The sequence below is a fragment of the Pseudomonas sp. LF-5 genome (assembly GCF_037626295.1).
Classification (GTDB): domain Bacteria; phylum Pseudomonadota; class Gammaproteobacteria; order Pseudomonadales; family Pseudomonadaceae; genus Aquipseudomonas; species Aquipseudomonas monsensis.
In genome coordinates, this window is record NZ_JARKMT010000013.1 from 66,078 (window position 1) to 79,207 (window position 13,130).

Below are 13,130 nucleotides of genomic sequence, written 5' to 3' on the forward strand. Positions count from 1 at the left end.
CCGCACGCAGCGGGCGCCCGTTTTCAGATGTGACGGACTTCGACAATCTCGTACTCGATAACGCCACTTGGCGTTTTCACGGCAACCACATCGCCCTCTTCCTTGCCGATCAGGGCACGGGCCAGCGGCGAGCCGACCGAAATCTTGCCGAGTTTGAAGTCAGCCTCATCCTCACCCACGATGTGGTAAGTGACGCTTTCATCCGTCTCGACGTTAGCGATTTCGACGGTGGTCCCGAAGATCACTTTGCCAGTGTGCGCAATGGTCGTGACGTCGATGATGACCTGATTCTGAATCCGGCCTTCGATGTCACGAATCCGCGCCTCGACCATGCCTTGCTGTTCGCGGGCGGCATGGTATTCAGCGTTTTCTTTCAAGTCACCCAACTCGCGGGCCGTACCGATGTCCTGGCTGAGCTTCGGACGGACGACCTTGGTCAGGTGAGCATGCTCTTCTTCCAGGGCGCGAGCGCCCTGAACAGTCATTGGGTACTTGGTTATGCTCATGCCTTCAATCCTGCGTGTAGATCCTGCAAGCGGCGCACGGTCTTCTCGGGACCGAACTTCAGCGCCTCACAGATAGCTTCGCCCGCAGCAATGGTCGTGGTGCAGTAAATCTTGTGCTGCAGGGCATTACGACGAATGGAGTACGAATCAGCGATCGACTGACGACCTTCAGTGGTGTTGATGATCAGCGTGACTTCGTCATTCTTGATCATGTCGACCACGTGCGGACGACCCTCGGTCACCTTGTTCACACGGCGCACTTTCAGGCCTGCGGCTTCGATCAGCTTGGCAGTCCCGGCAGTGGCAACCACTTCAAAGCCCAAGTTGATCAGATCACGGGCCACGCCTGCAACCAGTGGCTTGTCATCGTCACGCACGCTGATGAACGCGGTACCACCAGTCGGCAGCACTTCGCTGGCGCCCATCTGGGCCTTGGCGAAAGCTTCACCGAAAGTGTCGCCGACGCCCATCACTTCACCGGTGGACTTCATCTCTGGGCCGAGGATCGGGTCCACGCCAGGGAATTTGGCGAACGGGAACACCGCCTCTTTCACGCTGTAGAAGTTCGGGATGATTTCTTTGGTGAAGCCGATTTCCTGCAGGGTCTTACCGGCCATCACGCGCGCAGCGATCATGGCCAGGGAGACACCGATGCACTTGGAAACGAACGGCACAGTACGGGAAGCGCGCGGGTTGACTTCGATGACGTAGATGTCTTCGCCCTGCAGCGCCAGTTGCACGTTCATCAGGCCGACAACACCCAGTTCCAGGGCCATTTTCTTGACCTGTTCGCGCATCTCGTCCTGGATGTGCGCCGGCAGCGAGTAAGGCGGCAGCGAGCACGCGGAGTCACCGGAGTGAACGCCCGCCTGTTCGATGTGCTGCATGATCGCGCCGATCACCACATCTTTGCCGTCGCAGACCGCATCCACGTCCATCTCGATGGCGCAGTTGAGGAAGTGGTCGAGCAGCACCGGGCTGTCGTTGGACACTTGCACCGCGTCACGCAGGTAGCGCTTGAGCTCGTCTTCCTTGTAAACGATTTCCATCGCACGGCCGCCCAGTACATAAGACGGGCGCACCACCAGCGGGTAACCGATCTTGGCGGCAGCACGAACGGCTTCGTCTTCGCTGCGCACGGTGGCGTTTGGCGGCTGACGCAGGTTCAGGCGCTCAACCATTTGCTGGAAGCGCTCACGGTCTTCGGCACGGTCAATGGCGTCAGGGCTGGTACCGATGATCGGCACGCCAGCGGCTTCCAGGGCTCGCGCCAGTTTCAGCGGAGTCTGGCCGCCGTACTGGACGATCACGCCTTTCGGCTTCTCGACGCGGCAGATTTCCAGCACGTCTTCCAGAGTTACCGGCTCGAAGTACAGGCGGTCGGAAGTGTCGTAGTCAGTGGAAACGGTTTCCGGATTGCAGTTGACCATGATGGTTTCGTAGCCGTCTTCGCGCAGTGCGAGGGCAGCATGTACGCAGCAGTAGTCGAACTCGATGCCTTGGCCGATACGGTTCGGACCGCCGCCCAGGATCATGATCTTGTCACGACCCGACGGTGCAGCTTCGCACTCTTCCTCGTACGTCGAGTAGAGGTACGCGGTGTCGGTGGCGAACTCGGCGGCGCAGGTGTCAACGCGCTTGTAGACCGGGAATACTTCCAGCTTCTGGCGGTGAGTACGCAGGTTTTTCTCGGTCACACCCAGCAGCTTGGCCAGGCGCTGATCGGAGAAGCCTTTGCGCTTGAGCTTGAACATCAGATCGCGGTCGATCGCGGACAGACCGAGGGTCTTGACCTTCTCTTCATCCTTGATGAGATCTTCGATCTGCACCAGGAACCAAGGGTCGATCATGTTCATGGCGAAGATATCTTCGACAGTCATGCCGGCACGGAAAGCGTCTGCCACGTACCAGATGCGCTCGGCACCCGGCACGGTCAGTTCGCGCTTGAGCACGCTCATGCTTTCCGGGTTGCTCAGGTCGAGCTTCTCGTCCAGACCGCAAACGCCCACTTCCAGGCCGCGCAGGGCTTTCTGCAGGGATTCCTGGAAGGTCCGGCCGATGGCCATGACTTCACCGACCGACTTCATCTGAGTGGTCAGACGTGCGTCAGCCTTGGCGAATTTTTCGAAGGCGAAGCGAGGCAGCTTGGTCACGACGTAGTCGATCGACGGCTCGAAGGACGCCGGGGTCTTGCCGCCGGTGATGTCGTTCGACAGCTCGTCGAGGGTGTAACCCACAGCCAGCTTGGCCGCGACTTTGGCGATCGGGAAACCGGTGGCTTTCGAAGCCAGCGCCGAGGAGCGCGATACACGCGGGTTCATTTCGATCACGACCATACGGCCAGTGTTCGGGCAGATACCGAATTGCACGTTGGAACCGCCAGTCTCGACGCCGATCTCGCGCAGTACCGCCAGGGAGGCGTTACGCAGGATCTGGTATTCCTTGTCGGTCAGGGTCTGTGCCGGAGCAACAGTGATCGAGTCACCGGTGTGCACGCCCATCGGGTCGAAGTTCTCGATCGAGCAGACGATGATGCAGTTGTCCTTTTTGTCGCGGACAACTTCCATTTCATATTCTTTCCAGCCGATCAGCGATTCGTCGATCAGCAGTTCTTTGGTCGGCGACAGGTCCAGACCGCGAGCGCAGATTTCTTCGAACTCTTCACGGTTGTATGCGATACCGCCACCGGTGCCGCCCATGGTGAAGGACGGACGGATGATGCACGGGAAGCCCAGGGTCTCGAGAACCGCGTTGGCTTCTTCCATGCTGTGGGCGATACCGGAACGCGGGCACGCCAGGCCGATGGATTTCATCGCCTTGTCGAAACGCGAACGGTCTTCAGCCTTGTCGATGGTGTCGGCGTTGGCGCCGATCATTTCTACGCCGAACTTCTCCAGAACGCCTTCGCGCTCCAGGTCCAGGGCGCAGTTCAGAGCCGTCTGGCCGCCCATGGTTGGCAGTACCGCGTCCGGACGCTCTTTTTCGATGATCTTGGCAACGGTCTGCCACTTGATCGGCTCGATGTAGGTGGCGTCGGCCATGTCCGGGTCGGTCATGATGGTGGCCGGGTTGGAGTTCACCAGGATGACGCGGTAACCCTCTTCGCGCAGGGCTTTACAAGCCTGGGCGCCGGAGTAGTCGAATTCGCAGGCCTGGCCGATAACGATCGGGCCAGCGCCGAGAATCAGGATGCTTTTAATGTCTGTACGTTTTGGCATGGGTTTGTCACTCAAATCCGCAGGTCAGTCGGCAAGCCGTCTTGATCGATTTCTGAAGCCTCGAAGGGGCCGCCGGGGTCGGGGCCGCCCTCGAGGGGCTTCTCTCTACAGTCTCAAGGCGAACGCTTAGCGTCGCTTGGCCATCTCGTTGATGAAGCGGTCAAACAGTGGCGCCACGTCGTTCGGGCCCGGGCTCGCTTCAGGGTGACCCTGGAAGCTGAACGCGCTCTTGTCGGTGCGCTCGATGCCTTGCAGGGTACCGTCGAACAGCGATTTGTGGATCGCACGCACGTTGGCCGGCAAGGTTTCTTCGTCTACCGCGAAGCCGTGGTTCTGGCTGGTGATCATCACGACGCCAGTGTCGAGATCCTGTACCGGGTGGTTGGCACCGTGGTGGCCGTGGCCCATTTTCAGGGTCTTGGCGCCGGAGGCCAGAGCCAGCAGCTGGTGACCGAGGCAGATGCCGAATACCGGGATTTCGGTTTCCAGCACTTCCTTGATCGCCTTGATCGCATAGTCGCAAGGCTCCGGATCACCAGGGCCGTTGGACAGAAACACGCCGTCCGGCTTCAGTGCCAGTACGTCGGCAGCCGGAGTTTGTGCCGGCACCACGGTGACGCGGCAGCCGCGCTCGACCAGCATGCGCAGGATGTTCAGCTTGACGCCGTAGTCGTAGGCAACCACGTGGTAAGGCAGCTCGGAAGCGTCGATGGTCGCGTGGCTGTCGGTCTTCAGATCCCAGACAGTCGAGCGCCATTCGTATTGAGTCTTGGTGCTGACGACTTTCGCCAGATCCATGCCCTTGAGGCCCGGGAAGCCTTGCGCGGCGGCGATTGCAGCTTCTTCGGAGATGTTGTCGCCGGCCATGATGCAGCCGTTCTGTGCGCCTTTTTCACGCAGGATGCGGGTCAGGCGACGGGTGTCGATACCGGCGATCGCCACAACATTGTTGGCTTTCAGGTAATCGGACAGGGACATCGTGTTACGCCAGTTGCTCGCTACCAGCGGCAGGTCACGAATGACCAGGCCAGCGGACCAGACGCGGTCGGACTCGGCGTCTTCCGGCGTGGTGCCGGTGTTGCCGATGTGCGGGTAAGTCAGGGTCACGATCTGTTGGGCGTAGGAAGGATCGGTAAGGATTTCCTGATAGCCGGTCATTGCGGTGTTGAACACCACCTCACCAACGGTTTGACCGTCGGCTCCAATGGCTTCGCCGCGAAAAATGCTGCCATCAGCAAGGGCGAGTATGGCTGGCTTAGTCAAGAAGACCTCCCGTAAATAACGCATGAAAGGGCAATCGCAGGTTGTAAAAAAGCGGAGTGACGTATGGACACGTCACCCCGCTTGTTCACTGAATTATTCTGCGCGCTTTTAGTGGACACACTAAAGCTGTAGCTTACAGAAAAAGGCTTTTTTGGTCCACCGCTAAAGAGCCTAAAAGGCCGGAGAATGCGACAGGTCGTCGCTCAGCGGGAAAAACCGGCGCAAACTGGGCGTTTGCACCGGGTTCAACAGGGGTTTAACGCAGGTCGAGCACGTCTTGCATGTCGTACAGACCCGGCTCGCGACCGTCCAGCCACAGCGCCGCACGTACCGCGCCTTTGGCGAACGTCATGCGGCTCGATGCCTTGTGCGTGATCTCGACACGCTCGCCATCAGCGGCGAACAGCACGGTGTGATCACCCACGATGTCGCCCGCACGCACGGTAGCGAAACCAATGGTTTCACGCTCACGCGCACCGGTCTGACCTTCGCGCCCGTAGACCGCAACCTTCTTCAGGTCACGCCCCAACGCATCGGCAATCACTTCACCCATGCGCACAGCAGTGCCCGACGGCGCATCGACCTTGTGGCGATGGTGAGCTTCCATGATTTCGATATCGACATCATCACCCAGCACCCGCGCAGCAGTGTCGAGCAGTTTCAGGCACAGGTTGACACCCACACTGAAGTTGGCGGCGAAGACAATTGGAATGTCCTTGCCCGCTTCGGCCAGCAATTGCTTTTCTTCGACACTGAAACCGGTCGTGCCGATGATCATCGCCTTGCCGTGCTTGCGGCAGAACGCGAGATTCTTCAGGGTCACGGTCGGGTGAGTGAAGTCGATCAGCACGTCGAACTCTTCGACCACGCGATCCAGATCACCGGACAACGGCACACCGATACGGCCCAGCGCTGCCAGCTCACCGGCATCCGCACCGACCAGCGTGCTGTCGGGACGATCCACCGCCGCCGTCAGACCGGCACCCGGCGTCTGCTGCACCGCTTCAATCAGGGTTTTGCCCATGCGCCCGGCGGCGCCCATCACTGCAATACGTCGCATGCCGACTCCTTACAAATCGCCGAAGAAGCGCTTTACACCGTCGAACCAACCGGTGGTTTTCGGCGAGTGGCTGTTGTCGTCGGCCAGGGAGCTGCGGAACTCTTCCAGCAGTTCGCGCTGACGACGATTCAGGTTGACCGGGGTTTCGACGGCCACGCGGCACATCAGATCGCCCGCACCGCCGCCACGCACTGGCGCCACGCCTTTGCCACGCACGCGGAACTGCTTGCCGGTCTGGGTACCTTCGGGGATTTTCAGTTTGACGCGACCGTCGAGGGTCGGAATTTCCAGCTCGCCACCCAATGCCGCATCGACGAAGCTGATCGGCACTTCGCAGAACAGATGCTTGCCATCACGCTGGAAGATGTCGTGTTCGCGCACATTGATGACGACATACAGATCGCCTGTCGGACCACCCTGCGTACCCGCCTCGCCTTCGCCGGACAGACGAATGCGGTCACCGGTATCGACGCCGGCCGGCACTTTGACCGACAGGGTCTTGTACTCTTCGACACGACCGTCGCCGTGGCAAGAGTCGCACGGATCGGAAATGATCTTGCCCTGGCCATGGCAACGCGGGCAGGTCTGTTGTACCGAGAAGAAGCCTTGCTGCATGCGCACCTGGCCGATGCCGCCGCAGGTCGGGCACGTCGACGGCGACGAGCCTTTCTTCGCGCCGGAACCGTCGCACGGCTTGCAGTTGACCAGTGTCGGAACGCGGATGTTCACGGTGGTGCCGCGTACCGCTTCTTCCAGATTCAGCTCCAGGGTGTAGCGCAAATCGCTGCCACGCTGGGCGCCACCACGGGAACCGCCGCGACCGCCACCGAAGAAGTCACTGAAGACATCGCCAAAGATGTCAGAGAAGTTCTGCCCGCCGAAACCGGCGCCACCGCCACCCATGCTCGGGTCGACGCCGGCATGACCGTATTGGTCGTAGGCCGCGCGCTTGCTGGAATCGGACAATACTTCGTAGGCCTCATTGGCCTCTTTGAACAGTTCTTCCGACGCTTTGTCATCGGGATTACGGTCCGGGTGATGCTTCATCGCCAGGCGGCGATAGGCCTTCTTCAAGTCCGCGTCGCTGGATCCACGCTCAACACCCAACACTTCGTAATAGTCACGCTTTGCCATAAGTTCTTTGCACTCTTGAGGACGTCCGGCAAACCCCTCCTGAGGATGGCCAAACTCGTTGAGCCCCAATACAGGCCCGGACCCAACTCACGTCAATTCAACGATCCTGGTCTTTGTTTCTTGTGGTACTTGCGGCGCGGAAAGCAGGAGCATTCCCGGCCATACCAGCAACACGCGAGGCTTGTCGCATGTTGTAAAAATTCACGTATTCCAGATACGCCAACGCGGGAGCAAGCTCCCGCGCGGCGACATCCTACCAGTCACCGCCGCAAGGCAGTCAACCGGCCGACCAACAACTTACTTGTGGTCTTTGACTTCTTCAAACTCGGCATCGACAACATCGTCGGCCTTTTCAGCTTTCTCGTCGTGCGGCGCCGCGCCTTCAGCAGGCTGAGCCTGTTCGGCGTACATCTTCTGGGCAACCGGAGCCGAGACTTTCGACAGCTCTTCAACCTTGGCTTCGATGGCAGCCTTGTCGTCGCCTTTTACAGCGGCTTCCAGTGCAACCACGGCAGCTTCGATCGCGGTCTTCTCTTCAGCGGTGACTTTGTCGCCCGCGTCAGCAACCATTTTGCGCGTCGAGTGAACCAGAGCATCACCCTGGTTACGGGCAGCGGCCAGCTCTTCGAACTTGCGGTCTTCCTCGGCATTCGCCTCGGCGTCACGCACCATGCGCTCGATCTCTTCGTCGGACAGACCGGAGTTGGCCTTGATCACGATCGACTGAGTCTTGCCGGTCGCCTTGTCTTTCGCGCCGACGTGCAGGATGCCGTTGGCGTCGATGTCGAAGGTCACTTCGATCTGCGGCACGCCACGTGGAGCAGGTGGAATGTCGGCCAGGTCGAACTTGCCCAGAGACTTGTTCTGCGCCGCTTGCTTACGCTCACCTTGCAGGACGTGAATGGTCACAGCGCCCTGGTTGTCGTCGGCAGTCGAGAACACTTGCGATTTCTTGGTAGGAATCGTGGTGTTTTTCTCGATCAGCGCGGTCATCACGCCACCCATGGTTTCGATACCCAGGGTTAGCGGGCTGACGTCGAGCAGCAGAACGTCTTTCACGTCACCGGCCAGAACCGCGCCCTGGATGGCAGCACCCATGGCAACTGCTTCGTCCGGGTTCACGTCTTTACGAGCTTCTTTACCGAAGAAATCGGTAACCAGCTTCTGTACCAGCGGCATACGGGTCTGACCGCCGACCAGAATCACGTCGTTGATCGCGCCAACGTCGATACCGGCGTCTTTCATGGCGATGCGGCAAGGCTCGATGGTGCGCTGAACCAGGTCTTCAACCAGTGCTTCGAGCTTGGCACGCGAGATTTTCACGTTCAGGTGCTTAGGACCGGTCGCGTCTGCAGTGATGTACGGCAGGTTGACGTCGGTCGACTGAGCGGACGACAGCTCGATCTTGGCTTTCTCAGCGGCTTCTTTCAGGCGCTGCATGGCCAGCGGGTCACCTTTGAGGTTCATGCCGCTTTCTTTCTTGAATTCGTCAACGAGGTAGTCGATCAGACGAATGTCGAAGTCTTCACCGCCGAGGAAGGTGTCACCGTTGGTGGCCAACACTTCGAACTGGTGCTCGCCGTCAACTTCAGCGATCTCGATCACGGAAACGTCGAAAGTACCGCCACCCAGGTCGTAAACGATCACGGTGTGATCGCCCTTGGCCTTGTCCATACCGTAAGCCAGAGCAGCTGCGGTTGGTTCGTTGATGATACGTTTAACGTCCAGACCGGCGATGCGGCCGGCGTCTTTGGTCGCCTGACGCTGGCTGTCGTTGAAGTAGGCCGGAACGGTAATCACCGCTTCGGTCACTGGCTCGCCGAGGTAGTCTTCGGCGGTCTTCTTCATCTTCTTCAGGATTTCAGCCGAGATTTGTGGCGGTGCCATTTTCTGGCCGTTCACTTCTACCCAGGCGTCGTTGTTGTCAGCCTTGACGATCTTGTAAGGGACCATCTGGATGTCTTTTTGCACAACTTCTTCGTCGAAACGACGACCGATCAGACGCTTTACTGCGTACAGGGTGTTGTGCGGGTTGGTCACTGCCTGACGCTTGGCCGACTGACCCACCAGGATTTCGCCATCGTTGGCGTAAGCGATGATCGACGGCGTGGTGCGCGCGCCTTCAGCGTTTTCAATAACCTTGGCCTTGCCGTTTTCCAGCACGGAGACGCAGGAGTTGGTAGTCCCCAGGTCGATACCGATAATTTTGCCCATGTTCACTCTCCCGAAACTTTGGATTTTGTTGCCGCAGCAGTGGTGGCTAACTGCGGTAATACTTAAACGCTTGACTTCTAAATGGGGGCCTTGCGGCTAATTTCAAGCCTTCTCGTCAATCGAAGGCGAAATTGGCGCTGGCGCCTTGCTGACCACAACCATGGCCGGACGCAACAGGCGGCCGTTGAGCTGATAACCCTTCTGGAACACCTTCAGAACGCTGTTCGGCTCTACGTCGGCACTTTCTTGCATGGCCATCGCCTGATGATGAACGGCGTTGAACGGTTCGCCATGCGGGTCGATCGCTTCAAGCTGATAACGCTTGAGGGTGTCGTGGAACATTTTCAGGGTCAGCTCGATGCCTTCACGCATCGGACGGATGCTTTCGTCGTCCGGGCTCGACAGCTCGAGGCCGCGCTCCAGGCTGTCGACGATCGGCAGCAGGTCGCCGGCGAATTTTTCCAGCGCAAACTTGTGCGCCTTCTCGACATCCTGTTCGGCACGGCGACGGACGTTCTGCAGATCGGCAGCTACACGCAGAGACTGATCCTGCGCGGCGGCCAATTGCTCTTCGAGCACTTGTACACGGGTCGCCAGGTCGTCACCCGAGCCTTCGGGCGCCTGATTGGCTTCTGGGTTTTGCGTATCTACTGTCTGTTCGTCAGCCATAGAATTCTCCTTTCAATTTCGTCCGCGAGCCTGACTCGCGCTTCTGCCCCGATATATGGGGCCGCAAAATCAGGCTTCAAGGGCTGTCGATGATTAACCCTACAAAAAAGTGCCGCATTCTCATTACCGGATGCGCTAAGCAGTTTTTGAGTTCAAGCAAATCGAGCTAAGGAAGGGCATTGTCAGCCCGAAACAAAACACTGTATAAATAACCAGACCTTAAGCCTGGGAGCGGCCTTCATGCTGGTGCACCTGTCCGTACACAACTACGCCATCGTTGAACATCTCGATCTCGAACTTGATCGCGGGATGAGCGTGATCACAGGGGAAACCGGCGCCGGCAAGTCGATCATGCTCGACGCTCTGGGCCTGACCCTCGGCGATCGCGCCGACAGCGGCGTGGTTCGCCCCGGCGCCGACAAGGCCGACATCCTCGCCACCTTCGACCTGGTGGACATCCCTGAAGCCCATGCCTGGCTGGCCGAGCGCGACCTGGACATCGACGGCCCGTGCATCCTGCGCCGGGTCATCACCTCCGAAGGTCGTTCCCGCGGCTATATCAATGGCACGCCCTGCCCGCTCGGCGATCTGAAGTCGCTCGGCGAGTTATTGATCGACATCCACAGCCAGCATGAACACCAGTCGCTGCTGAAGACCGATACTCATCGCCGTTTGCTCGACGAATATGCAGGCGCCACCGACCTGGCCCGTCAGGTTCAACTGGCCGCCCAGCGCTGGCGCCAGACGCGTCAGGAGCTTGAGCGACTGTCCAACTCCGGCGACGAGCAACGCGCTCGCCACCAACTGCTCAGCTATCAGCTGGAAGAACTGGAGAATCTCGGCCTTGGCGAAAACGAACTCGAGCAACTGGAGCAGGAACACAAGAACCTGACAAACGCCGAGACCCTGCTGGGCATTTGCCGACAAGTGGTCGAGCAATGCAGCGAGAGCGATTCCGGCAATGTGCTGAACGCGCTGACCGCCAGCCTCAATCGCCTGTCGAGCGTGAACAACTCGGTCGGCGCACTGGGCGAAGCCAGCAGCCTGCTCACCAGCGCGCAGATTCAGGTGGAAGAAGCCGTCGGCGAGCTCAATCGCTTCCTCGACAACTTCGATGCCGACCCGGCCCGCCTGCAATATCTGGAGGAGCGCCTCGACGCGATCTATACCCTGGCTCGCAAGCACCGGATCCAGCCGACCGAAGTCGGAGAAATGCAGCAAAAGCTGCTGGATGAAATAGAAACCCTCAACGCCAATGATGAATCCATCGAGCGCCTGGGCGAAGAACTGGCTTCCTATGCCCGCCACTATCAGGAAAAAGCCCGAGAGCTGAGCGATCTGCGCCATCAGGCCGCCGGCAGTCTCGCCAGCGCGGTTGAGCAGGAAATTCAGCGCCTGGGCATGCCTGGTGGTCGATTCACCATCGAACTGCGGGCCAATAGCAGTGACGAACTATTGCCTAACGGCCTCGAACAGGTCGAACTGCTGGTCAGCGCCAACCCCGGCCAGCCGCTCAAGGCACTGGCGAAAGTGGCCTCCGGTGGTGAGCTGTCGCGGATCAGCCTGGCGATTCAGGTGATCACCGCGCAAACCTCTCGCGTACCGACCCTGGTATTCGACGAAGTGGATGTGGGGATTGGCGGGCCAACCGCTGAAATCGTCGGCCAGTTGTTGCGTCGGCTCGGCGAGCGCGGGCAGGTCCTGACCGTGACGCACTTGCCGCAAGTGGCGGCGCAAGGGCATCAACATCTGTTCGTGCACAAGGTGCGCGGCGAACAGGCGACGCATACCGCCGTTTCCAAATTGAGCAAAAACGACCGTATAGAAGAAGTTGCACGGATGCTGGGCGGGATCGACCTGACCAAGGAGTCGCTGGCACACGCCAAGAAGATGGTCGTTACCGCGAAAGCCTGAGCGCCAAAATCGGCACGACAGAAAGCACGAAGGCGACCCTTGGGTCGCCTTCGTTCGTTTCGCGAACCTGAAATTCGCGCGACATGCTTACTTTTTCTTGCGTACGTACAGCACCAGATTGTGATCTACCAGATCAACACCGTGCTCCTCGGCAATTGCCTTCTGGAGCTTTTCGATTTCCGGGCTGACGAATTCGACGACCTCACCGGTTTCCACGTTGACCATATGATCGTGGTGGCCGCCGTCGGCCAATTCAAATACCGCGTGGCCACCGTCGAAGTTGTGACGGACCACGAGGCCAGCGGCTTCGAACTGGGTCAGAACACGGTAAACCGTGGCCAGACCGACGTCCTCGCCCGCTTCCATCAACGCCTTGTAGACGTCCTCGGCACTCATGTGACGCTGCTCGGTAGAGTCGAGCATTTGCAGGATCTTGACCCGTGGCAGGGTCACTTTGAGGCCGGCTTTGCGTAGTTCGCTATTTTCAACCATGGTCAGCTTTCTCGCGATGCTGCTTCGCAGCTTCTCTTAATGCGGGTATGATCGGCGTTTACGTTGTCCCAGCCAAGATAGTGGAAGTCGCCCACCGATGCAAAACACCAAGCTCTTGCTAACCAGTTTCACCTTTGTGGGACTGCTCGCACTCGCCGGTTGTTCATTCCCCGGGGTTTACAAAATCGACATCCAGCAGGGCAATGTCGTCACGCAGGACATGATAGACCAGTTACGCCCGGGAATGACCCGGCCGCAAGTACGGTTTATCATGGGCAACCCTCTGCTTGTCGACACGTTCCATGCCGATCGCTGGGATTATCTGTACAGCCTGCAACCGGGTGGCGGTGAACGCCAACAGGAACGCGTCAGCGTTATTTTCAACTCAAACGACCAGCTTGTCAGCCTGTCCGGTGACTTTATGCCGGGCGTCAGCCGTGACGAAGCCATTCTCGGCAAGGACAGTGGCACCAAGGTGACCGCTCCTGCTGAAAACGCCGAGAAGCCAAAACCGGAAAAACCGGTGAAGCCAGGTTCCTTGCTGGATCAAATCCAGAAGGACGTCGATGGTGTAGAAACCGTTCCGGTTCCGACACCAGAGCCCCTGGACACCTCGCCGCAATAATTTGCGACGCAATAAAAAACCCGGAAATTCCGGGT

General features: G+C 59.1%; 10 protein-coding genes. 2 read left to right on the plus strand and 8 right to left on the minus strand.

Features of this window, described 5'->3' with window-relative positions:
• Positions 1-23: 23 nt before the first annotated feature.
• From greA to grpE, 7 genes are all read right to left on the minus strand, one after another.
• Positions 24-500 (minus strand): transcription elongation factor GreA, encoded by a 477-nt coding sequence (greA, locus tag PseuLF5_RS25690; RefSeq protein WP_123465972.1) that lies wholly within the window; start codon positions 498-500, stop codon positions 24-26.
• Positions 501-502: 2 nt separating this feature from the next.
• Positions 503-3,724, minus strand: a complete 3,222-nt coding sequence (gene carB, locus PseuLF5_RS25695; protein WP_123464530.1) for a carbamoyl-phosphate synthase large subunit — start codon at positions 3,722-3,724, stop codon at positions 503-505.
• Positions 3,725-3,850: 126 nt separating this feature from the next.
• Positions 3,851-4,987, minus strand: coding sequence for a glutamine-hydrolyzing carbamoyl-phosphate synthase small subunit (gene carA, locus PseuLF5_RS25700; RefSeq protein WP_123464528.1), 1,137 nt, complete (start codon positions 4,985-4,987; stop codon positions 3,851-3,853).
• Between the two features lie 256 nt (positions 4,988-5,243).
• Positions 5,244-6,047: a 4-hydroxy-tetrahydrodipicolinate reductase gene (dapB, locus tag PseuLF5_RS25705; RefSeq protein ID WP_016771766.1), complete on the minus strand. Its 804-nt coding sequence runs from the start codon at positions 6,045-6,047 to the stop codon at positions 5,244-5,246.
• Between the two features lie 9 nt (positions 6,048-6,056).
• On the minus strand, positions 6,057-7,181 hold the full coding sequence (dnaJ, locus tag PseuLF5_RS25710) for a molecular chaperone DnaJ (RefSeq protein ID WP_003221522.1): 1,125 nt from the start codon (positions 7,179-7,181) through the stop codon (positions 6,057-6,059).
• Between the two features lie 297 nt (positions 7,182-7,478).
• Positions 7,479-9,395: a molecular chaperone DnaK gene (gene dnaK, locus PseuLF5_RS25715; protein ID WP_064585905.1), complete on the minus strand. Its 1,917-nt coding sequence runs from the start codon at positions 9,393-9,395 to the stop codon at positions 7,479-7,481.
• 102 nt (positions 9,396-9,497) lie between these two features.
• Entirely contained in the window at positions 9,498-10,064 is a 567-nt protein-coding gene (gene grpE / locus PseuLF5_RS25720) for a nucleotide exchange factor GrpE (RefSeq protein WP_123464526.1), read from the minus strand.
• Positions 10,065-10,304: 240 nt separating this feature from the next.
• Between grpE and recN the strand changes: the two genes are divergently transcribed.
• Positions 10,305-11,978 carry a DNA repair protein RecN gene (recN, locus tag PseuLF5_RS25725; RefSeq protein ID WP_123464524.1) on the plus strand — a complete coding sequence of 558 codons (1,674 nt, stop codon included), beginning with the start codon at positions 10,305-10,307 and terminating at the stop codon, positions 11,976-11,978.
• An 87-nt stretch (positions 11,979-12,065) separates the two neighbouring features.
• On the opposite strand, the gene fur is transcribed toward recN, so the two are convergent.
• Entirely contained in the window at positions 12,066-12,470 is a 405-nt protein-coding gene (gene fur / locus PseuLF5_RS25730; protein ID WP_003221515.1) for a ferric iron uptake transcriptional regulator, read from the minus strand.
• Positions 12,471-12,567: 97 nt separating this feature from the next.
• Here fur and PseuLF5_RS25735 point away from each other — a divergent pair, with 97 nt between their 5' ends.
• Positions 12,568-13,095, plus strand: a complete 528-nt coding sequence (locus tag PseuLF5_RS25735; RefSeq protein WP_123464522.1) for an outer membrane protein assembly factor BamE — start codon at positions 12,568-12,570, stop codon at positions 13,093-13,095.
• Positions 13,096-13,130: the final 35 nt, after the last annotated feature.

Coding starts and splice junctions, on each gene's coding strand:
- dnaJ (WP_003221522.1), bottom strand. CDS start 7,181: ATGGCAAAGCGTGACTATTACGAAGTGTTGGGTGTTGAGCGTGGATCC.
- grpE (WP_123464526.1), bottom strand. CDS start 10,064: ATGGCTGACGAACAGACAGTAGATACGCAAAACCCAGAAGCCAATCAG.
- dnaK (WP_064585905.1), bottom strand. CDS start 9,395: ATGGGCAAAATTATCGGTATCGACCTGGGGACTACCAACTCCTGCGTC.
- dapB (WP_016771766.1), bottom strand. CDS start 6,047: ATGCGACGTATTGCAGTGATGGGCGCCGCCGGGCGCATGGGCAAAACC.
- fur (WP_003221515.1), bottom strand. CDS start 12,470: ATGGTTGAAAATAGCGAACTACGCAAAGCCGGCCTCAAAGTGACCCTG.
- carB (WP_123464530.1), bottom strand. CDS start 3,724: ATGCCAAAACGTACAGACATTAAAAGCATCCTGATTCTCGGCGCTGGC.
- recN (WP_123464524.1), top strand. CDS start 10,305: ATGCTGGTGCACCTGTCCGTACACAACTACGCCATCGTTGAACATCTC.
- PseuLF5_RS25735 (WP_123464522.1), top strand. CDS start 12,568: ATGCAAAACACCAAGCTCTTGCTAACCAGTTTCACCTTTGTGGGACTG.